The following is a 22,751-nucleotide window of genomic DNA, read 5'->3' as shown; positions in this document are numbered from 1 at the left end:
AGTAAGTAGTAGACGTACGTAGTTACGGTACGAACCGACGAACGACGTAAGTAAGTAAGTAAGTAAAGTAAAGTAAACGTACGTCGTCCTCACTATCTTTTTTTATGGGAATACAATTGTAACTTTTCTGTAACGATTTTTTATTTTAGAAAAATTATACTCATATGTATGAGAATATTGGAGAAGCAAAAAGTATAAAAAAATACTTAAAATCTGTAGTAAGGAAAGATATCATATGCCGAAATGGATAAGCATTATGGGAATCGTCTTTATATTGACTGGATGTAAAATATCTGAAGCTCCGACGAGTTTAATGGAAGCTCCTGCAAATGAAAAGTGGATTAATGAATTAAGAGAGCAAATAGATAAAGATTTGCCTGTTAATTATCGGTTGCTTACTCCAATGTCTAATAAAGATAAACAGATGATTTGGTCAATGGATTTTAAACAAGATAATAAAAAAGAAGCAATCGTATTTTATAAATTACCGAATGAAGATCGGAGTATATATTTAGCTATTTATGCGGAAAGCAGCAAGGGCTGGAAACTAAAGTCCACTCATACATTTGATGGTGAGGATATAGATATCGTTAAAGTCGGTGATTTTACAGGGAACGGGAAGCGGGAGTTATTAATTGGAATCTCTGTAAGTCGTGAATCTTTAGAACATGTAATGTATGCTTTTTCGGAAGAAAATGATGATATGAAGGAGATTTATAATCGGCAATATACGAAGTTATTTATAGAGGATTTAAATAAAAATGGCCTTAATGATATAAGTCTTGTTACTTATAAAAAAGATGAGCAATTGAAAGTTGAGTTCATTGAGCAGTTTAATACAATGTCAGAAGTTACATTTGATCCTTATATAAATAGTATTCAAAGAATACAAATGGGACGTATTTCTAACACGTCAAAGGCAGTTGTAATTGATGCAGGAGTGGGGGCTCATTCAGGTATAACATATGTAGCGAAATTTGATAAAGATCATTATGAGGGACTACCTATAGACGGGAAAGAAGATCTATTTAATGATTATGTTGTGGAAAGTAAAGACGTTAATGAAGACGGCATTATTGAATTTGTTCGTACTGTGCGTCCAAAAGGTTGGGAAGAGGTATCGTATGGAGAGAGCACAATGTTTGAACGTTATATACAGTGGAGTGAAGAGGGAATTAAACCGATAGAAGAAAGATATGTCAATATAGATAAAGGTTATTTTGTCAAAATCCCTCAAGAGCTAATTGGAAAAATAACTGTCCCAGTTCAGCAAGAAGCATCGGATGTTCAAAAATTTATGGATGTAACTACAAATGAAATATGGCTTGAAGTCCATATTTTTAAGCGGAAAGAATGGTTCAAAATAAAAGGATACGAGGCAGCAGTTAAAACGGCTTCTCACGTATATGCAGTACCGAAGCAGTCTAAATTTGAAAAAGTAAAAGCATATATAAAACCGCTAGCGGATTATCAACAAGAGTAGGGAGGTGGGAATTATGTCAGCAATTTTAGTTTTAGAAGATGAAATACCAATCCGTAGCTTTATTGTCTTAAATTTGAAACGTGCTGGATTTTATGTATTAGAAGCTAGTACTGGAGAAGAAGCGTTACAGATTTTAAGTGAACATACTGTTGCTGTAGCGCTACTTGATGTTATGTTACCGGGGATTGATGGTTTTCAAGTATGTAAAGCTATGCGGGAAGAAAATAAAAAAATGGGCATTATTATGTTAACAGCGCGTGTACAAGATGAAGATAAAGTACAGGGGCTAGGAATTGGTGCAGATGATTATATCGCAAAGCCGTTTAGTCCAGTAGAATTAATTGCACGTATACAATCTTTATTAAGAAGGATAGAAGTACATGAAGAAACAACGAATACAATCACGTCTGGTCCGTTTTCGTTAAATATCATAGAAGAAAGATTATATAAAGGTGGACAATTAGTTGATTTAACCCCTACAGAGTACATGATACTACAGTATTTAATGAATCAGGCTTCGAAGCCGGTTTCACGTGATGAAATTTTAAATATGATTTGGGGAACTAATTACGTAGGTGAGACGAAAGTAGTCGATGTAAATATGAGACGGTTACGTCAAAAGATAGAATGTAATCCGTCAGAACCAGAGTTTATCCATACTGTGTGGGGAAAAGGATATGTGTGGAAGGAAACTATAAGATGAGACGGAAAGTGACTTTATATTTTATGACGGTCATTACACTAATGCTTGTATTATTTGAAGTAGCATTTTCAGTTTCAATTTATCGATATTATTGTAATAGTATTGTGCAATATGTTGAATCTCATGCAAAGACAAGTACACGTTTTTTCTCGGAATACAATTCACTATATTTTATTCGATTGCAAGAATATAGCGGAGAAATAATTGAGAGTTTCCAATTAGAAGGAACGGAATTACAATTGATTGATCGTCACGGTACGATTATACAGTCGTCCAGTGGACAAAAGGTAGAAGGTAAAGTAGTTATTCCGTATTCTTTACTAGAAGGGGAAATGTATCATCAAGTTACTACTACGAAAGATAACGTGAAACAGTTAGAAGTGTTTAGTCCACTTATTCATCAAGGACAAACTATCGGTGTTTTGAAATATATGACTGTTTTAACGGATGTAAATGCAAAGATTATTGAAATTATTATGTTTACTATTTCAGTTGGAATTGTCATCTCAGGTATCGTATTTTTAATAAGTAGACGATTGGCGAATTCGTTTGTGAAACCTCTCGAATCTATTATTCATGCTTCTTCGCAAATTGCAGAAGGTACATTAAAGGAGCAAATTAAAGAAGATTATCCTGGTGAATTAGGTGAGTTAGCACATAGTTTAAATTATATGGCCGATAAAATAGAAAAAGCTGAGCAAATGAAAAATGAATTTATTGCCTCTATTTCGCATGAAATACGAACACCTTTAACAGGAATTAAAGGGTGGAGTGAGACGTTAAAAACAGTAGATCATTTAACAGATGAAGAAATAAAGCAAGGTATGGGAATTATTTCAGGTGAAACAGACCGATTGATACATTTAGTAGAAGAGTTACTAGATTTTTCAAGATTGCAGTCAAATCATTTTAATTTATATAAACAAAAGGTGCAATTGTACGATATACTAGAAGAGACGATTTGGCAATTAACTCCTAAATCAGAAGAGAAACAGATTCAACTAGTTGCTAATTTAGAACGAGTAGAACTAGTAGGAGATCAAAATAGATTAAAACAAGTTTTTCTAAATATTATTCATAATGCTATTAAATATTCAAATGAAAAAGGTACAATTTACATTGAAGCGGCCAAAAGTGAAGGAAAAGCCGTGATTAAGGTAACAGATCAAGGTATAGGAATTGCTAAAGAACATCTACCATTTATAGAGCAGTCATTTTATCAGATTAATAACCATATTGAAGGCGCAGGTATTGGATTAGCTATCGTCAAAAAAATGGTGGATCTTCATGGTGGTACGCTTAGTATTACAAGTAGAGAAAGAGTAGGAACAACAATTTTGATAACACTCCCACTATAATTTTTACATAAAGTATGTTTATATAGTGTAATAAAAATAAATAGATGTATAATTATATTGGGTGATTTATATATGAGATTAATAGGGAGAGGAATTCGATAGAATGGAAAAGGCTTTTAAAATTAAACAAGTAGTAGTTGTTATAATAGCGATTGCAACAGTAGCTATTGGGTATTTTATGTTTCAATCAATTACTTCACCAGCAAAAGCTGTTGCGAAACAAGAAAATGTAATACAGCTTGCAAGTGAACAACCGAAAGTTGAAATGAATAAAACGGCACCAAGTCGTTTTAATGGACAGGAAAGAAAAGTTGCTTACCTTACATTTGATGATGGGCCAGGAAAATATACGGCTGAATTATTGAATATGTTAAAACAGCATGATGCGAAGGCGACATTCTTTTTAATTGGTGCGAATGTGAAACAGTTTCCTGATTTAGTAAAACGTGAAAATGCAGAAGGACATTATGTTGGAATGCATAGTATGACACACAATTTTGCGAAGTTATATAAAAATGGCGAGTATGTTAATGAAATGAAAGAAGATCAAGGCTTAATCGCAAATATTATTGGGAAAGCCCCTAAATTAACACGTCCTCCATACGGATCGATGCCTGGTTTAAATGAAGGTCTCCGAAATAAAGTAGTTGAGGATGGTTTAAAAGTGTGGGACTGGACAATTGACTCTTTAGACTGGAAATACAATAAAGTACCAGTTGATGCAGCGGCAGCGCAAATCGCTCAAAATGTATTAGCTGGTGCAACAAAACCGCAAGAGGTCATTTTAATGCATGACATTCACCCGCAATCAGTTGCTGCTATACCAGCAATTTTAAAGGGTCTAAAAGAAAAAGGTTATGAATTTGAAGCATACCATGAAGAGAATCACTTCCCAGTGAATTTCTGGCACGATAACCGTATGTAATTGGAGGAATTGAAGTTGAAGTATGGAAAAGTAGCAGTAGTTGGAGCATTATCAGTAGGATTATTATCAGGTTGTTTCGGTGAAAAACCAGAAGAAAATTTATATACGGCTTTTGAAACAGCAGCGACACAAGAAAAATCGTTAGCTGATGATACGAAAAAGTTAGAGCAATTAGAAAAGCAAGGGCAAGAACTATATTCTCAAATTTTACAAGAGGGTAAAGAACATAATGAAGCAGTCACGAAGAAGATAGAGGAAGCTACTGCAAATGTAAATGAACGTGAGAAAGTATTGAAAAACGAGAAAGAACTGTTAGAGAAAGCTCAGAAGGAGACGAAATCAGTTCAAAGCAATATAGAGAAGCTTGAAGATAAGAAATTACAAGAACAAGCTAAAGCGGTAGAAGAGTCGTATAAAAACCGTTATGAAGCATTCCAAAAAATGAATGAGGATTACACGAAGGCGTTAGCGAATGAAAAAGAGCTGTATGAAAAATTAAAAGTAAAAGAAACGAAGTTAAAAGAAATTGGTGAAAAAGTTAAAACTGTTAATGAGTTAAATGTGGAAGCTCAAAAGGCGAAAGAACAATTTAACAAACATACAAAAGAGTATAATGACAGTAAATTAGCATTTTACAAAGATGCACAGATTAAGATTAAAGAACAGAAATAAAGGAGTATCTTAATCTCGATAAAAAACTATAGAAAAAGCCGAAAAACATTGTAATAAAATGTTTTTCGGCTTTTGTTGCTGGATGAATAGAAAAGACTGGAATTGATATCATAAAAGAGTTATAGTGTATTATTCGAAGGAAAACATTGTAAAGTAAGGAGAATGAAATATGTCATATGAATTTTTATTCAAATTAGGTTTAGCACTCTTTTTAGGATTATTCATCGGGATAGATAGGCAGCTAAAGAATAAACCGCTTGGTGTGAAAACGAGTATGGTTATTTCTGTAGCAAGTTGTTTAATTACAATGGTTTCAATTGAATCTGTAAATGTATATTCTGTACCGGGTCATACGAATATGGATCCAATGCGATTAGCTGCCCAAATTGTTAGTGGTATCGGTTTTCTTGGGGCGGGGGTAATTTTACGAAGAAGTAATGACGTTATTTCAGGGTTAACGACTGCGTCTATGGTATGGGCCGCTTCTGCACTAGGTATTGCAATTGGGGCAGGATTTTATATACAAGCGACTGTTGCTATGATTTTAATCATTTTAGCAATTAACGTACTTCCTCAAATTGTGAAAATTGCAGGCCCGTATTCATTAAGACAAAAGGACTTATCTATAAAAATTACTGTAAAAGAGCATCAAGAATTAGATGGTATATTTAAGCAAATTAAAAATTTAGGTATGCATGTGAAACGAGTGAAAATTAAAGATATTGATAATGGAGCATTTCAGCAATTGGAGATGGTTATTTTAGCTCCAGAAGATTTATATACAACTGAGTTATACAGTTCACTAAAAGAGATTGATCGTGTTGTCTCAGTTGAAGTGGAAAGTAGATAAAAAAGAGTGATGAAAATTCACTCTTTTTTTTATGCATACAAACATTTTGCTATAATTATTTTCTAAGGGGGATGAGTATGATGGAGATACATATTAGATTGGCAACAAAAGAGGATATTGGAGAAATAGCAAAAGTGCATGTAGGTAGTTGGAAAACAACGTATAAAGAGATATTCTCTAATGAAATTTTAGACAATATAACGTATGAACAACGAGAAAAGCTATGGAAAAGTATATTTCAAAAAGAAGATGAGCATCAATATAGGTTTGTAGCAGAAACGTTAAATGGTAAAATAATTGGATTTATTGATGGTGGAGTTGAAAGAACAGGTACATATAATTGTGATGGGGAATTATATGCAATATACATTTTACAAGAATATCAAGGAATGAAGATAGGAAAAAGATTATTTCAAGCTTTACTATCGAATTGTAAAAAAGATAATATGCAATCTCTGTTAGTTTGGGTGGTTGCTAATAACCCTTCTAAAAAGTTTTATGAAAAATATAATCCGGAAAAAATTGACACGAAATTTTTAGAAGGACTAAATGTAGAAGAAATAGCATATGCTTGGCGAGATATGGATAGGTTATACGAATTATTAAAAATTTAGAACATAATAATATTATTATGTAAACTTAATGTGTGGAAATGAAAAAATACATCAATTATTATATTGGTGTATTTTTTTGTTGATGGATTAAACGTTTTGAAAAGATGAAAAGTTTAGTTAGATAAAAAAATTCTGAAATATTACTTGAAATGATTATCATTATCAATTAGAATCATAATTGATAATAAAATTCAACTGTCAGAAGTTTTACAAAAAAATGATAGTGTTCGTCTAAAAGAGGAGGAGCAGTATGAAGCATGCGAAACAAATCGCGGAACATGCAACAATACAAAGCTTTTTAAATTGTTATTTAAGAGAAACAGGAAGTGGAGAATGGATTACGGAGGATAAAAGGATAGAAGATATTTTCTGCCATTCATTTCAAAGAGATGCTATCCCCACTTATTTATGCTGTCGGTTATCGGCACAAAACGTTACTTTGTATGGGGAAGTTATATATAAATCGTCAACGGACCGTCATCTATTTGGAGAACAATTTTATTACCAAATTGGCGAAAATAAAAATGTTATTAAAGCAGATTATATTACGGTTATTATGTTTTTAATAAAAGAAATGTCTATTAACTATGGAGAAGGTACGAATCCTGATGAACTTATGCTTCGAGTTATTCGTAGTTGTCAAAATATTGAGAAGTTTATACAAGGAAGGGAGCAGGATACAGCTGAATTATACGGTTTCCATACAACTTTTATAGAGGCGGAGCAATCTTTATTATTTGGGCATTTAACTCATCCTACCCCAAAGAGTAGACAAGGTATATTGGATTGGAAAAGCTCAATGTATTCTCCTGAATTAAAAGGGGAATGCCAACTTCACTATTTTCGGGCACATAAAAGTATAGTCAGTGAAAAATCATTGTTACAAGATTCCACAACGGCGATGATAAAAAAAGAATTAAAGAACGATGAAAAGGTAGGTCAAGAATTTATTGAAAAGTACTGTCAAGAAGATGAATATTCATTAATTCCAATCCATCCGCTACAAGCAGAATGGTTATTACATCAATCTTATGTGCAAAATTGGATAAATCAAGGTGTACTTGAATATATCGGTTCAGTAGGTAAGTGTTATATGGCGACATCATCACTTAGGACGTTATATCATCCTCATTCCAAGTACATGCTTAAATTTTCATTCCCTGTAAAGGTGACGAATTCAATGCGTATTAATAAATTGAAGGAACTTGAGAGTGGACTTGAAGGTAAGGAAATATTGAATACTAAAATTGGAGAGGTGTTAGAAAAGTTTCCAGGATTTGATTTTATATGTGATCCGGCCTTTATTACTTTAAAATACGGGGCACAAGAGTCTGGATTTGAAGTAATTATTCGAGAAAACACATTTTATAGTGAAAATGAAAATGATGCAACGCTTATCGCTGGATTAGTACAAGATGCAATTCCGGGTGAAAGAACTCGTTTAGCAAATATTATCCATCGCTTAGCGGATTTAGAAGGTAGAAGCTGTGAAGAAGTAAGCCTAGAGTGGTTTAGACGATATATGAATATCTCTTTAAAGCCAATGGTATGGATGTATTTACGTTATGGCGTTGCATTAGAAGCGCATCAACAAAATAGTGTTGTTCAATTGAAAGATGGTTATCCAGTTAAGTTTTACTTCCGTGATAATCAAGGTTTTTATTTCTGCAATTCAATGAAGTCAGTGTTAGCTAATGAACTAGCCGGTATTGGCGAACGCACTGGGAATTTATATGATGATTACATTGTAGATGAAAGATTTCGTTACTATTTAATTTTCAATCATATGTTTGGACTAATTAATGGTTTTGGTACAGCAGGATTAATAAAGGAGGAAATTCTGCTTTCTGAATTAAGGTCTGTACTTAAATCATTCCTTCCATATAACCGCGAACCTTCGACATTTTTAAGTGAATTGTTGGAAGAGAATAAATTGGCATGTAAAGCAAATTTACTAACGAGATTTTTCGACGTTGATGAACTGACAAATCCTTTAGAGCAAGCAATTTATGTACAAGTAGATAATCCACTCGTTAGAGAAGTGGCTGTTCGTTCATAAGCAGTGTTAAAATTTCACGTAATACAGATAATGGAATTCAATATTCCGTACTATAGCGGAGGGATTTATGAAAGAAGAAGTTTATCACATGAAAATATTGAAGGCACTCCAATCAAAAGAGTACATTTCAGTAAGAAGAAGAGTATTACGACAGTTAGTAGAATCGTTAATTTATGAAGAAATCATTACACCGATTCGTATACAAAAGGGAGAGCAAATACTTTTTATTATACAAGGTCTTGATGAAAAGAATCAAAATGTAACATACCGGTGCTATGGACAAGAACGTATGACATTTGGGCGTATTTGTTTACATGATTCATTAATAATGAGAGTTCAAGCTGAGGAAGAAGAAACACAATCTGTTTCACAATTTTTACAGGAGATTTTTCGAATTATTCAAGTGGATCGAACGAAATTAGATTCTTTTGCACAAGAATTAGAACAAACAATTTTTAAAGATACAATTGCACAATATGAGAGAATTCGTGAAGAAGACTATCTTGCGAAATCTTATGATGAGCTTGAAAGCTATTTAATAGATGGACATCCATATCATCCTAGCTATAAAGCACGCATCGGATTTCAATATCGTGATAATTTTCAATATGGATTTGAATTTATGCAACCAATGAAAATTATATGGATTGCAGTTCATGAGAAATATACGACTGTAGGATATGAAAGTGAAGAGAGTTATAACGGTACTTTAAAAGAAGAAATTGGTGAACAGAAAATCGAAGAGTATATGGATCGTATTCGAAAAATGGGTTGTAATTCGAAGGCGTATATGTTTATACCTGTTCATCCTTGGCAGTGGGAGAACTTTATTATTCCGAATTATGCTGACCATATTCAGAGTAAATATATAATTTATTTAGGGAAATCAGAAGATGATTATTGTGCCCAGCAGTCGATGCGGACATTAAGAAATGTTACGAACCGAGCGAAACCATATGTAAAGTTATCAATGAATTTACTTAATACTTCTACTATCCGTACATTAAAACCACATTCGGTTGTGAGTGCACCTGCTATTTCGAATTGGTTAAAAGATGTAGTAGAGCATGATCCTTATTTAAGGGATGAATTGCGTTTAATTTTGTTAAATGAATTTTCGAGTGTTACGTATGATGCGAATAAAAAAGCTACATATGGCTCATTGGGATGTATTTGGCGTGAAAGTGTTCATAAATATTTGGATGAGAAAGAAGAGGCAATCCCATTTAACGGTTTATATGCCAAGGGAAAAGATGGGACACCAATTATTGATTTGTGGTTAAAGAGATATGGAGTAGAAAGCTGGTTTCAATTGCTTATTCAAAAAGCAATTATACCAGTTATACACCTTGTTGTAGAGCATGGAGTCGCATTAGAATCACATGGACAAAACATGATTTTAGTTCATGAAGAAGGACTACCAGTCCGTATTGCACTAAAAGATTTTCATGAAGGGCTGGAGTTTTATCGTCCATTTTTGAAAGAAATCGAAAAAAGTCCTGACTTTACTAAAATGCATAAAACATATGCGAATGGTCAAAAAAATGATTTCTTTGAAATGGACCGTATTGAATGTTTGCAAGAAATGGTTTTAGATGCGCTGTTCTTGTTCAATCTAGGTGAACTGGCTTTCGTGCTGGCAGATGAGTATCAATTGAAAGAGGAACAATTTTGGATCATTCTTGTTGAAGAAATAGAAAATCATTTTGAAAGATTTTCGCATCTGAAAGAACGTTTTGAAGCATTACAATTATATGCACCTACATTTCATGCAGAGCAATTAACGAAGCGGCGCTTATATATGGATGTGGAATCACTTGTTCATGAAGTTCCAAATCCGTTGTATAGTGCAAAGCAACTTACAATACAAAAATCAGTTGTTACAGGGGGAAATCATGCTAATCGTTAATAAACAAGAATTTAGCAAAAATGATTTTGAATTGAGATTACAAGGTTACGAGGGAGTGGAACAATTTCAAGAAGCAAAAGGAAATAGATTTGCACTTTGTCTGAAAAATCCATTCGATATTATTACGCTTGTGTTTTTCCTAAAAGAAAAAAGAGCATCTGTACTACTTGTTCATGAAGATACGCCAAAGGATACAGCTATTGAAATAGCAGAGCGTGCAAAGTGTACTGCACTTTTATACGGAGAAAGTAACGATTTTACAAAATTAGAAGTTCCAAATCTGTTACAAGAAGAACCGTCTTTATTACAATATAGTTCAGGCACAACAGGAGAGCCAAAACTAATTCGTAGAGCATGGACGGAAATTGAAACGGAAATTGCTGCTTACAATGAAGCTTTAAAATGTGAAGAAGACGAAGTTCCAATTGTAATGGCTCCAGTTTCACATTCATATGGATTAATTTGTGGTACGTTATCAGCAATTACGAGAGGTAGCAAACCTATAATCATTACAAATAAAAACCCTAAATTCGCATTAAATATAGTTCGTAATACCGAAAAACATATCATATACGCAGTACCACTTATGCTACATATTATGGGGAGTTTTCCGCAAGGGACTTTCCAGTTTCATAAAATTATGACATCAGGGTCACCATTACCAGAAACGCTATTTTATAAGTTAAAAGGAATGACGAAATATATGATGCAGCAGTACGGCTGTTCTGAAGCTGGTTGCATTAGTATATGTCATGCTATGGAAACACATTTAGATTTAGGAAAACCACTTCCTCATGTAAGTATTAACATAGGTTCAAATGAAGATGAACCTGAAGAAATCGTAGTGAAAATTGCTGGAAAGGAGATTTATACAAAAGATTTAGGGTATAAATCTGAGCAAGGCCTTCATTTTATGGGGCGAATGGATGATGTTATTAATGTATCCGGTTTAAAGGTATTTCCTATAGAAGTGGAGGAAACGATGCTTCGATTAGAAGGTATTCAGGAGGCAATTGTATATCGCGGGAAGCATCCTGTGATGGGAGAAATAGTAAAAGCAAAAGTAGTCTCTCGTATTGAACCAGTACAAATAAGAGAATGGTGCATACAGCATTTACCGTCTTATAAAGTGCCGCATGAAATTGAAAATGTAGCAGAGATTCCGAAAAATAAAACAGGGAAAGTAAGTCGGAAGTTATTAGAGATGGGAGAGATGACAACATGAGTCGTGAAATGTTAAAAGAAGCAGTTTTAAGCATTATGAGAGAAAAAATGGAACTGAAAAATGTAACGCATTTAGAAGAAACGATGCATTTAAATCAAGATTTATATATAGATTCGGTAATGATGTTACAGCTCATAGTATACATAGAAATGGATTTAAAGCTATGCGTTCCAGAGGATGAGATAGACCCAAAGGCGTTTCTTACTGTAGGATCTTTGCTCGATTTTATGGAAGACTTGCAGCCGTTACACGAAGTAAATGTGAATAACTAACCTTTAGGAAAGTGGATGAGAGTATGACTTCAATTAAAGTTCACTGTTTAGTGAGTTGTTTTTGTGAAATTATAAAAAGGCGTAGCGATATAGATTACCGTCCATTTTATTTCGGATTATGGGATGGAGATTTTGATATAACAGAAGGCGGGATTATTTCTTATCATTCCGAAAACATTAACCATGATAACTACTTGCTCTGGTATGAAAGATTGTATGGTATTAAAGTGAACGAATGGTACGATCATTCAAAAGATAAGAGTATCAATATAGAAACATTTTTAGAATTAGTAGAAAATAAACCGGAAAATCGTTACGTAATTGTAATGGTTGATATGTCTTTATTGCCTGAGAGAGAAAATAAATTTCATCAAAAACCGTTTCCGCATTACTTAATGATATCGAAGACAGAGAAAGAAGACGAATGGTTCGTGCTTGATCCTGATTTTCGCTGGGAAGGGAATATGGAAAGAGAAGAAGTGCTCCATTCTGTTAAAGACAACCCATTTGGTGGAGGCTATTTCATTGATATAGAAGGAATTCAGGAGCCAACACAAGAGGTGGTAGAAAGTTATTTCATGGAGACATTCAAAAAGGATGATAATGAGCTAACTATGGAATTAAAAAAAATAATAATAAAAAATGGTAAATGAAGAGGATGGGTATTCACTTTCCGGGCTTGTAGCGGCAGTAAAGCAAATACCCGTATTAGCAATACGTAAATATAGCTATGAACATGCCTTTGCATACTTCCGTGAAACTTTACAATATTCGGAGCAAGAATTTGATTATTGGTGTGATCGAGTGGAAGACATTGTACAAGGATTTACAAATGTACAGTACCGTGCTATTAAAATGGTAATGACAAAAAATAAAGATATGTTATTAGCGATTGTTGGAAAACTTGATGAAATGAATACAATTGAACTGCAGATTAAGAATGAATTAGAAAAACAGTTTCTGTCATGGAAAGATATGAAAAACAAATCAGTCTGTTTTAACTAATACAAGTTCATTGAATTTAAGATAAGGGAGTTCAAACCTATGAAATATTCGCTATGTACAATTTCATTTCGCCATCAATTAATTTCATTTACTGATATTGTTCAATTTGCATATGAAAACGGTTTTAAAGGAATTGAGTTGTGGGGGACTCATGCACAAAATTTATATATACAAGAGCGTGAAACGACAGAACGAGAAATAGATTGTTTAAAGGATAAAAATTTAGAGGTCACGATGATAAGTGATTACTTGGACATATCATTATCCGCAGATTTTCAAAAAACGATGGAAAAATGTGAACAGCTGGTAACACTAGCTAATTGGTTTAATACAAATAAAATTCGTACGTTTGCCGGGCAAAAAGGTAGTGAGGATTTCTCGGGGCAAGAGAGAGTAGAGTATGTGAAGCGAATTCGCATGATTTGTGATCAATTTGCCCAGCATAATATGTATGTACTATTAGAAACACATCCAAATACGTTAACGGATACTTTACCGTCTACTGTGAAATTGTTAGAAGAAGTAAATCATCCATATTTGAAAATAAACCTAGATTTTCTTCATATATGGGAATCTGGTGCAGACCCGATAGATAGTTTCCAGCGACTAAAGCCGTGGATACAACATTACCATTTTAAGAATATATCATCGGCGGAGTATTTACACGTGTTTGAACCAAATAATGTATATGCCGCTGCTGGAAGTCGTATAGGAATGGTTCCATTATTTGAAGGTATAGTAAATTATGATGAAATCATCCGGGAAGTGAGAGATACTGAACATTTTGCTTCACTTGAGTGGTTTGGACATAATGCGAAGGATATATTAAAAGAAGAAATGAGAGCATTAACGAATAAAAAATTAGAAGTAGTAACTTCATAAGGTGAAATGATGAAAGAGTCTCGTTTAGGAGACTCTTTTTTTATTTTAGGAATAACCAAAAATTACCATGTATTTAATTTCGGATTTGATACAATTTAATATATATAAGGAGGTGATCGGTAATGGCTAGAAATCGTAACGCTAATCAATTAGCATCACATGGAGCACAAGCAGCTCTAGATCAAATGAAATATGAAATTGCACAAGAGTTTGGTGTACAACTTGGAGCTGATACTTCTTCACGTGCAAACGGTTCTGTAGGCGGTGAAATTACAAAACGCCTTGTAGCGATGGCAGAACAACAGCTTGGTGGCGGATATACTCGCTAAATGTAGAAGGTTATAGGAGAAAGGAAGGATTCTTCCTTTCTTTTTTATTTATTTTCAAGTAATTGGTATGGATATATTGTGAACAGGATTCAAAGAATAGGAGTAATGCTATATTTTATCCAATTTCTTTTGTTGTAAATGGAATGTAGTAAAGATGAAATAGCCCTGGTGGAATGTGAACATAATTTCCAGCAGGGCTATTATATGGTAAGAAATATATGATGAAAGGTTCCGAAATCAACATGTTAAAAAAGAAAACTGTTGTTTAATTGCACTTGCATCAGTTCCACTTGTTATGACGTTAGGTAATTCAATGCTTATTCCAATCCTGCCAACCATTGAAAAGAAATTACATATTTCATCTTTCCAAGTATCCATGATTATTACAATTTATTCTATCATTGCAATTATACTCATACCGATTGCTGGTTATTTATCAGATAGATGGGGACGAAAGATGGTAATGGTTCCAAGTTTATTAATTGCAGCTATTGGAGGAGCGATAACGGGCTGGGTATCATGGAAAGTTGAGAATCCTTACGTTTGGATTCTTATCGGAAGAGCGATTCAAGGGATCGGTGCTGCTGGTGCTATGCCAGTTGTGATACCATGTGTAGGTGATTTATATAAAGATGAAAAACAGGTTAGTGCAGGCTTAGGAATCATTGAGACGTCAAATACATTTGGAAAAGTATTGAGTCCCATATTAGGATCAGCTCTTGCGGCAATTGTATGGTTCTTACCATTTTGGGCAATTCCAGTTTTATGTGTAATATCGATTGTTTTATTATTGGTGCTAGTAAAGGCGAAGAAACAAGAAGAAGAAGTCCCGCCATTGAAAGAGTTTGTTCAATCTATTATCTCTACGTTTCGGGAAAAGGGAAGATGGTTAATTGCCATTTTTATATTAGGTGCAATTATTATGCTTATTTTATTCGGAATCCTTTTTTATCTGTCAACTATACTGGAGTCGAAGTACGACATTCATGGTATATGGAAAGGGTGTGTACTCGCTATTCCTTTGCTTGTACTATCACTTAGCTCATATATGGCTGGTAAAAAAAATTGGAGATAAACAAGATATTATGAAAAAGTGTATTTATATTGGATTTTTACTGGCTGCTGTATCGGTCTTCTTACCTTTATTCCTAAAAGGAATCTATTTACTAGTTCTTTGTCTTGTTATTATGGGGATTGGAATAGGTATTGCACTACCTTGTTTAGATGCTCTCATTACACAAGGAATTGAAAAAGAGCAGAGAGGAACAGTTACGTCATTTTATAGTTCAATGCGATTTATCGGTGTAGCAGCTGGACCACCCCTTTATTCTTTTTTTATGAAAGGGACGGATCATGAAGTGTTTTATTTAACAAGTATTTTCGCTATTATTGGTGCCGTCATAGCAATCATTTGGATTAAACCAGCAAAAGATACAATGATGGTAAAACAGAAACCGGAACCGACTTCATAATTAGAAAGAGAATTGTATGCTATGTAATTAGCATGCGGTTATCTTTGTCTGCTATTTGTGGGCTAATAATCAGTGGGGAAACCCCCACTGATTAAAGTTTCATTTTATTTAGTTAGGAAAAATAACTTGTTTAACATGTAAAGCCCGACTCCCCATATGATTAGTCCTGAAAATTTATTTAATACCGTAATCGTTTTTCCTGTTGAGTCTAATCCTTTTAGGAATTTTCCAGCTAAAGCTAAGCTAATAAACCAAATCCAAGAAACTATAATTGTTGCAAAAGTGAAAGCCCATTTTTCACTTCCTATGTATTGGATAGAGTTTGTTCCAATTACACCAATGGTGTCTAAAATTGCGTGTGGATTTAGTAATGAAACCGATGCTGCGAAAATAATTTGATTTTTTAAAGGCATACTTTTTTCTTGCTTTACATCATTTGCAGGATCGCTTCTCCAAATAACCCAGCCCATATACATAAGAAAGAAAAATCCAATCAAATACAAGGTGGTTGTTAACCAAGAGAAAGTTAGGAGCACAAGGGAGACACCCTGTACAGCAATTAAAATTAGCAACGTATCACATATAGATGCAGTTAATACTACATACAGGGGCTACTCTCCAAATATTTGGTTGGCTCGCACCTTGGTTAAAGACAAAAACATTTTGGACACCTAATGGAATAATAAGACCAAATGCAAGGATGATACCGTGAATAATTGCTTCATTCATTATATTACCTCCTACTTAATGTGATTAATTATGATAGTGTATAGAAGAAATGAAAGTTTGTATCCATCCATATGGTTGGATAGGTTACCAACCCAAAAAAATTGAGGTGATATGATGGAAAGGTTAGTTTGGAAACCTAATATGTCTTCACCTATTCCATTATATAAACAAATAGAATCTTATATAAAAGAAAGAATTGTTAATGGGGAATGGACAGTTGGAACTAAATTACCTTCACAAAGAGATTTGGCACATACGTTTGAAGTAAATCGAAGTACAATTGTAATGGCTTTCGATGAATTAGTAGCAAAAGGGTATATTGAGGGGAATGGCCGGAAGGGAATAAAATTGTTATAAATAATAGTGAGAGTACTGCCACATATGCACCTCCTCCTAACTGGCAGTCCTATGTGGAAATAGGGCTTCATTATCCAAATCTTCCTGCTGTACAAGAGATTAATCAAGCTGAATTTACTCCCAATGTAATTCGATTAGGAACAGGTGAGCTCGCGCCAAGTCTCTTACCTGAGAAAAAGATGAAGGAAATTATTAATAAAATTTTACAATCAAATGTTAAACTTGGGTATGAGGAACCGAAAGGAAATCTTTATTTAAAAGAAAAAATTGCGGAATATTTAAAAGGGCATGGGGTATATGTATCTCCTGACTCTATTTTAATTGTTTCAGGGGCAATTCAAGCACTGCAACTTATTTCTATGGGGCTTCTTCCGAAAGGAGCGTCAATTTTATTAGAAAAGCCATCATATTTATATTCGCTTAATGTATTTCAATCAGCAGGAATGCGTTTAATTGGAATACCGATGGATGAGAATGGTTTAAATGCATCATATATTACGAAATATAAGATGCAATTTAATGCATCTATTTTATATACAATCCCGTCTTTTCATAATCCGACGAACTTTAGCATGAATGCGAAGAAACGAATAGAAGTGATGGAAATCTGTAATGAAATTGGATTGCCTATTATAGAGGACGCGGTGTACCAAGACTTATGGTTTGATGAGCCTGTTTCAAAGCCTTTAAAAGCATATGATAAAAACGGAATTGTACTACATATAGGGAGTATGTCTAAAGTAATTAGTCCAGGATTAAGAATTGGATGGATTGTTGGATCTGAGCCAGTCATTCAAAGATTGGCAGACATAAAAATGCAAACAGATTATGGTTCAAGTTCTATATCCCAGCAAATTGCAGCGGAATGGTTTACAAATGGATTGTATGATGAACATTTACAGTTTGTAAGAATTAAGTTGAAAAAGCGCAGAGATTTTATGTTACAAATGTTAGAGAAATATTGTCATGATATAGCAACATGGTATGAACCGACAGGTGGTTTTTATATTTGGTTACATATGAATGTACCCGTTTCGAACCGTAGCTTATTTGACAAAGCTTTGAAAGAAAAGATTTTATTAAATCCAGGTACTTTGTATGATAGAAGTGCAAACCAATTTTTGCGCCTATCATATTCATACGCAACGTTAGAAGAAATTGAAATAGGTATAAAAAAACTTGCACAACTAATGAAAATGTAAGAGGAGAAAATAATGAAACAATATGTAATTTGCCAAATTATCGATGGGGATAAATATTTAGCTGCTTATGCGGAGACGAAGCAGGATGCAATTGAAAAAGCAGAATTGTTAGGATTACGAACGGGAAATCGATACACAGTTATTACTGCGGAGGAAGCTGAAGGGTTAACTTATCCTTAAGCAACGTATAATAATTATGCAAGAAGTAAGTAAGCCTAGTAATATATGATATTACTAGGCTTACTTTTTTTGAAAGCGTTAAGTGTTCTCGTATGAAAAATAATAGTATTATGAGTCAAGTTGACGGAAATACCGATTTGTTTTTCGGTCCTGATTTCCGTTTCTATATTCATCAATATATTGTCTGAAGTTCCAAGATTGTAAAAACTTATTTGCGGCGTTATAACCAGAATTGTAAAGCCACTCTTTTTCTTCCTTTGTTAACTCAAAGTTTGTACTTGTAATGGATCCCGTTGGAATTGTAATCGTTCTTGCTTTAGATTCCTTGTCTAAATGACGTAAATCATGGGCTTGCATCATTGTTTTAAATAGTCCTTTGAGCATGGAGATAGGCTCGTTATAGTGGGCAGGATCAGCTTGAATCTCATCTTTTACAAAATGAAACCCAAAAGTCGGCCAGCGAGGAGAGGTAGGTGAGTCGAAAATCCAAATTGGGTAATTGCTTAAAATCCCTCCATCAACCATATAACAGGGTTGCTTCCATTTGGGGGTTCTCCATTTTACGGGTTCAAAGAAGAAGGGGATTGTACTACTCATTCTTACAGCTTTAGCAATAGAGAAGCGATAATTTAAAAATCCATAGTTCGGCAAATCATCGGGGAAGACAACCATTTTACCATTACTTATATCAGAAGCGATAATTTTAAGCTTATTTAAATCAGGTAAATCTGTAAATAAGTGAACTCCTTTTTTTCGAAGTAATTCTTCAATCCATTCTTCTATAAAAATATTAGAGTAAATACCAAGAGTAGTCCATGCGCTTAATCCTTTGCCAATAAACGGGATTCTGTCAATAAAGGTTTTCTTCGTAAATTTATTATAATCAATATCAGTTATTATCGTTTTTAACTCTGAACAAGAATATCCTGCTGCTAGGAGCGCTGCGATAATTGAACCAGCTGATGTTCCAGCTACACGCTCCCATTCATAGCCTTTTTCAGCTAACGCGCAAATTGCCCCTACATGCGCAACTCCGCGTACACCGCCTCCTTCAAAAACACCATCAATCTTCATCAATCATACTTCCTTTCGAATAAAAGATTTGAAAATGGCAAAAAAGCACGTATTGTACGTGCTTTTTTACAATAGTTTTTTAATTTACTAGCAGCCTACAAAGCCGCCCCAACAGCTAGCTCCGATGATGATTAGAAGGATAAATAAAACGATTAATAAAGCGAAACCTCCATAACCACATCCACCGCAACTACCGCCGTAACCGTAACCACCGCCATAACCACCGCCGTAGCCACCGCAACTATATCCGTAACCCATGTGGAATTCCTCCTTAAATTAAAAATAAAAATGAACGAGGGGAAAATGTACTGGAAGAAATAATGAACTATCGTGTTTGTAGGAACAATGTATACTATGCTTTTTTAAACTTGTTCGCGTATGGAGGAAGAGCCCGTTTTTTGGGAGGCTTGTTGTTTTTACAAAGAATGGAGTATAATCTTTGTGCTATGATACAAATAAGTATAGAAATGTAAGGAGAAATTATGAAAAAGAAAATTGAAGTATTAATTGATAAATATGGGCTGACACATTTAAAAGAGGAACTTATTAATACTGTATTTCCTTGTGTAAAAGTTGTGCCAAAGCAGGAGGAAACAGTTGCGATAGGTAGTTCGAAAATGGGAGGAATTCCTGATTTACCAGCTTCATTTGAATACCCAATGCACAAAGGAAATCCGTTACAGTTTATCGCTCAATTTAATTTAAACGATTTACAAAATGTTGGTATGGATCACAATCTTCCTAAAACAGGGATGTTATATTTCTTTAGCATTGAAAATTACTTTGAAGAAGATGTGAATCCAACTGAAGCAGGGCGTGTACTTTATTATGATATCCCTGTAGAACAATTATGTAGAGAAAATGAGACGCAAGCGAAGTATACTCAATGCGCAACTACTTTTGAACTGACGTATAAATTGCCAGAGCTTTTCATTGAAGATGAGGCTGATTCAGATCGTTTCTTGCAATTACTTGAAGAGCTAATCCCAGATAACTATGACAACCATCAAATGTTTGGGGAGCCATTCTCTGTACAAGATGAGGTATTGTACGAGACTGGACAATATATGGGGATAGATCCACAGCATATGACGCTCTTATTCCAAATTGATTCAGATACTAAAAATTGTAATATGATGTGGGGAGATTTAGGGATGCTTTATTTCTGTATTGGAAATGAAGACTTGAAAAATCAACATTTTGAAAATACATGCTGTGTATTACAAACTTGTTAATGAAAAAGGTTGTTCTTGTAAAAAGAACAACCTTTTTACAATGTTAAATATGCATAATCTCATATGACCTATTTTGAAAAGTATTGTATACTCTGAAACTATACGATACTTTTTCGTATAGTTATAGAATGTAAGGAGTGACATGATGGGAAAGACAAGTAAGTATGTGACAGCTGTCGTACTTTGTTCAACTATAGCAATGGGAGGCTTACAGGCGTCATCTGTATCTTATGCGGCTACGAATCCGACTACAGTGACAACACAATCAGATGCAAAGTTGTTAAATGATTTCAGAAAAGAATTAAAAAAACATATTGATAATCGAGATGAAAATATTACAATCGCATATAAAACAAAAGATAGAAATGCTAGAGATGTTATGGACCGATTATACAAAGAATATAATAAAATTGTAGATGCGGATGAGTATGTAAAATATAATGTAGCGTCTACTAAATATTCTATTAAAGGGTTACCAGGGAACTATACGTTTACACTGCAAGTGAAATACCGCGAATCAAAAGAGCAAACACAATATGTAAAATCTCAGGCAAAAACAATTATCGGTTCAATTGTAAAACCAGGAATGGATGAGCATGAGAAGGTAAAAGCTATTCATGATTACGTTGTAAAACATGTATCTTATGATACGTCTTATCAAGCGTATACAGCATATGAAGCGTTAGCGAATCGTTCTGCAGTTTGCCAAGGGTATACATTATTAACATATGAGTTACTAAAAGAAGCAGGTATTCAAAATCATATTGTAACAGGTACAGGAAATGGACAAGCTCATGCATGGAATTTAGTGAACATTGAAAACAAATGGTATCATCTTGATACTACATTCGATGATCCAGTACCAGATAAAGCTGGGCGCGTAACATATTCATATTTTAATATGTCTGACGAGCAATTAAGTAAAGACCATGATTGGGATCGAAGTAAATACCCAGTAGCAACTACAAGTTACTTTGGTGAATTAACAAGTAAAATAAAAGCCGGTAGTTCAAAAACTGCTGCATATGAACAAATGCTAAAAGAAACAAATTTAAAGTATTTATCTGCACAATATGGAGCGGAAACTTACAATGAATTCAAGAAAAAATTACAGCAACAATTCGCTTCTAAGCCAGAAAAGGTAGAAGTACGATATAAGCAGTCCATGGATGGAACAATGCAAGATATAAAGAAAGTATTAAATGAAATAAATTGGCCAAAAGATGCAAAGCGTGTATCTTATCAAGTAGCACCATATAGTGCAATGGCAGATTATTCATTAGCGACAATTACATTTACGTATTAAGAAATGAAAAAGAGCACCTGTAAAAGGTGTTCTTTTTATTATGTATTGCTTCAAAAATCGGAATTGTATGATAAAATAAAAAGAGGAAGGATGTGGAATCTGAATGAATTTGTTCGAAAGTAATATTTTTACATTGATATATACTTGTTTAGTAGTCGGGCTTATCGTTTTGTTTTTCATATCATTTACTCTGTTCATTAAAAGATTATTGCAAAATAACACTATGAAAAAACAACATGTGATCAATATGAACCAGAAGCTAGATCGAATTATTGAATTGTTTGAAAAAGATAAGAAATAGCGATAGAAGATGTATGAAAAGGGGAAGAGCATGGCTAATTATATAAAAGAATTACGTGAAAAAGTAGGGCACGACTGCGTTTTCTTAAACTTTGCGGGTGGTTGTGTGTTGAATGAACATGGAGAAGTATTACTGCAAAAAAGAGGTGATTTTAACGCTTGGGGGTTTCCTGGCGGTGCAATGGAAATCGGAGAATCTGCCGCAGAAACTGCGATTCGAGAAATAAAAGAAGAAACAGGTTATGATGTAGAAATAAATGAGCTTATCGGGGTGTATACAAAATATTTTCAAACATATCCAAATGGAGACAGAGCCCAGTCAATTGTGATAGTCTTTTCATGCTCAATTACCGGAGGAGAGAAAAAAGTAGACGGTGATGAAACGTTGGATTTGAAGTTTTTCCCGTTAGACAAAATGCCTCCGTTATTTTGTAAACAACATGAAGATTGCTTGCAAGATTTATTGGAGAAAAGAGTAGGAGTATATCGCTAACATAAAAAAAGAAGACGTAAAGAAGATAGCTTCTTTTTATTTGTTTCTTATTTCTACCAACTACATCAACAATGTATGCTGGACTGTCTCTTATGTTCTACTACTGTGTAACGCTCT

Annotated in this window: 20 protein-coding genes and 4 pseudogenes; 21 read left to right on the top strand and 3 right to left on the bottom strand. The window is 34.0% G+C overall.

Translation table 11 applies throughout. The annotated features are described in order from the left end of the window. Window positions 1-235 precede the first annotated feature (235 nt). The 15 genes and pseudogenes from CDB3_RS14620 (at window position 236) to bcbE (ending at window position 15,758) form a co-directional block, all read left to right on the top strand. Window positions 236-1,483: a hypothetical protein gene (locus CDB3_RS14620; RefSeq protein ID WP_128854988.1), complete on the top strand. Its 1,248-nt coding sequence runs from the start codon at window positions 236-238 to the stop codon at window positions 1,481-1,483. 13 nt (window positions 1,484-1,496) lie between these two features. Next, a complete protein-coding gene (locus CDB3_RS14615) occupies window positions 1,497-2,186 on the top strand; it encodes a response regulator transcription factor (protein ID WP_128854987.1) in 690 nt (229 codons plus the stop codon). Continuing rightward, a complete protein-coding gene (locus CDB3_RS14610; protein ID WP_128854986.1) occupies window positions 2,183-3,544 on the top strand; it encodes a sensor histidine kinase in 1,362 nt (453 codons plus the stop codon). Before CDB3_RS14615 ends, CDB3_RS14610 begins: the two co-directional genes overlap by 4 nt. A 103-nt stretch (window positions 3,545-3,647) precedes the next feature. Then, the gene (locus CDB3_RS14605) at window positions 3,648-4,469 is read left to right on the top strand and encodes a peptidoglycan-N-acetylglucosamine deacetylase (protein WP_128854985.1); all 822 of its coding nucleotides are present in this window, start codon (window positions 3,648-3,650) and stop codon (window positions 4,467-4,469) included. Between the two features lie 15 nt (window positions 4,470-4,484). After that, window positions 4,485-5,141 (top strand): YkyA family protein, encoded by a 657-nt coding sequence (locus tag CDB3_RS14600; protein ID WP_128854984.1) that lies wholly within the window; start codon window positions 4,485-4,487, stop codon window positions 5,139-5,141. 169 nt (window positions 5,142-5,310) lie between these two features. Next, window positions 5,311-5,991, top strand: a complete 681-nt coding sequence (locus CDB3_RS14595) for an MgtC/SapB family protein (protein WP_000119498.1) — start codon at window positions 5,311-5,313, stop codon at window positions 5,989-5,991. 77 nt (window positions 5,992-6,068) lie between these two features. Further along, the gene (locus CDB3_RS14590; RefSeq protein WP_128854983.1) at window positions 6,069-6,605 is read left to right on the top strand and encodes a GNAT family N-acetyltransferase; all 537 of its coding nucleotides are present in this window, start codon (window positions 6,069-6,071) and stop codon (window positions 6,603-6,605) included. A 250-nt stretch (window positions 6,606-6,855) separates the two neighbouring features. After that, window positions 6,856-8,664, top strand: a complete 1,809-nt coding sequence (locus CDB3_RS14585) for an IucA/IucC family protein (protein WP_128854982.1) — start codon at window positions 6,856-6,858, stop codon at window positions 8,662-8,664. A 67-nt stretch (window positions 8,665-8,731) separates the two neighbouring features. Continuing rightward, window positions 8,732-10,573, top strand: coding sequence for an IucA/IucC family protein (locus CDB3_RS14580; RefSeq protein WP_128854981.1), 1,842 nt, complete (start codon window positions 8,732-8,734; stop codon window positions 10,571-10,573). Further along, window positions 10,560-11,798, top strand: coding sequence for an AMP-binding protein (locus CDB3_RS14575; protein ID WP_128854980.1), 1,239 nt, complete (start codon window positions 10,560-10,562; stop codon window positions 11,796-11,798). Before CDB3_RS14580 ends, CDB3_RS14575 begins: the two co-directional genes overlap by 14 nt. Next, window positions 11,795-12,070 (top strand): petrobactin biosynthesis protein AsbD, encoded by a 276-nt coding sequence (asbD, locus tag CDB3_RS14570; RefSeq protein WP_097829786.1) that lies wholly within the window; start codon window positions 11,795-11,797, stop codon window positions 12,068-12,070. Before CDB3_RS14575 ends, asbD begins: the two co-directional genes overlap by 4 nt. A gap of 23 nt (window positions 12,071-12,093) precedes the next feature. Then, window positions 12,094-13,075: pseudogene (locus tag CDB3_RS14565) on the top strand (DUF6005 family protein). Between the two features lie 39 nt (window positions 13,076-13,114). Next, the gene (locus CDB3_RS14560) at window positions 13,115-13,957 is read left to right on the top strand and encodes a sugar phosphate isomerase/epimerase family protein (RefSeq protein WP_128854979.1); all 843 of its coding nucleotides are present in this window, start codon (window positions 13,115-13,117) and stop codon (window positions 13,955-13,957) included. A gap of 122 nt (window positions 13,958-14,079) precedes the next feature. Next, on the top strand, window positions 14,080-14,286 hold the full coding sequence (locus CDB3_RS14555; protein WP_000113539.1) for an alpha/beta-type small acid-soluble spore protein: 207 nt from the start codon (window positions 14,080-14,082) through the stop codon (window positions 14,284-14,286). A 218-nt stretch (window positions 14,287-14,504) separates the two neighbouring features. Next, window positions 14,505-15,758, top strand: a pseudogene (gene bcbE, locus CDB3_RS14550) (bacillibactin exporter BcbE). A gap of 104 nt (window positions 15,759-15,862) precedes the next feature. On the opposite strand, the pseudogene CDB3_RS14545 reads toward bcbE, so the two are convergent. After that, a pseudogene (locus tag CDB3_RS14545) lies at window positions 15,863-16,487 on the bottom strand (LysE/ArgO family amino acid transporter). A gap of 114 nt (window positions 16,488-16,601) precedes the next feature. Between CDB3_RS14545 and CDB3_RS14540 the strand changes: the two are divergent. After that, window positions 16,602-18,046: pseudogene (locus CDB3_RS14540) on the top strand (aminotransferase-like domain-containing protein). Between the two features lie 12 nt (window positions 18,047-18,058). Then, window positions 18,059-18,226, top strand: a complete 168-nt coding sequence (locus CDB3_RS14535; RefSeq protein WP_000816371.1) for a DUF3933 family protein — start codon at window positions 18,059-18,061, stop codon at window positions 18,224-18,226. Between the two features lie 108 nt (window positions 18,227-18,334). Here CDB3_RS14535 and CDB3_RS14530 read toward each other — a convergent pair whose 3' ends face one another. Both CDB3_RS14530 and CDB3_RS14525 read right to left on the bottom strand, forming a co-directional pair. Then, window positions 18,335-19,300, bottom strand: coding sequence for a patatin-like phospholipase family protein (locus CDB3_RS14530; RefSeq protein ID WP_128854978.1), 966 nt, complete (start codon window positions 19,298-19,300; stop codon window positions 18,335-18,337). Between the two features lie 87 nt (window positions 19,301-19,387). Next, a complete protein-coding gene (locus CDB3_RS14525; protein ID WP_002200815.1) occupies window positions 19,388-19,558 on the bottom strand; it encodes a YjcZ family sporulation protein in 171 nt (56 codons plus the stop codon). A 224-nt stretch (window positions 19,559-19,782) separates the two neighbouring features. Here CDB3_RS14525 and CDB3_RS14520 point away from each other — a divergent pair, with 224 nt between their 5' ends. The 4 genes from CDB3_RS14520 to CDB3_RS14505 all read left to right on the top strand — a co-directional run bounded on the left by CDB3_RS14520 (window position 19,783) and on the right by CDB3_RS14505 (window position 22,634). Further along, window positions 19,783-20,535, top strand: coding sequence for a YwqG family protein (locus tag CDB3_RS14520; protein WP_128854977.1), 753 nt, complete (start codon window positions 19,783-19,785; stop codon window positions 20,533-20,535). A gap of 145 nt (window positions 20,536-20,680) precedes the next feature. Next, complete coding sequence (locus CDB3_RS14515) at window positions 20,681-21,841, top strand: transglutaminase domain-containing protein (protein ID WP_128854989.1); 1,161 nt, start codon at window positions 20,681-20,683, stop codon at window positions 21,839-21,841. Between the two features lie 103 nt (window positions 21,842-21,944). Then, on the top strand, window positions 21,945-22,142 hold the full coding sequence (locus CDB3_RS14510; protein ID WP_128854976.1) for a DUF4083 domain-containing protein: 198 nt from the start codon (window positions 21,945-21,947) through the stop codon (window positions 22,140-22,142). A gap of 30 nt (window positions 22,143-22,172) precedes the next feature. Further along, window positions 22,173-22,634 (top strand): NUDIX hydrolase, encoded by a 462-nt coding sequence (locus CDB3_RS14505; protein WP_071745638.1) that lies wholly within the window; start codon window positions 22,173-22,175, stop codon window positions 22,632-22,634. Window positions 22,635-22,751: the final 117 nt, after the last annotated feature.

It is taken from the genome of Bacillus sp. CDB3, assembly GCF_002081505.1.
Lineage (GTDB): Bacteria > Bacillota > Bacilli > Bacillales > Bacillaceae_G > Bacillus_A > Bacillus_A cereus_AT.
This window is presented reverse-complemented; position numbering and strand designations above follow the sequence as displayed.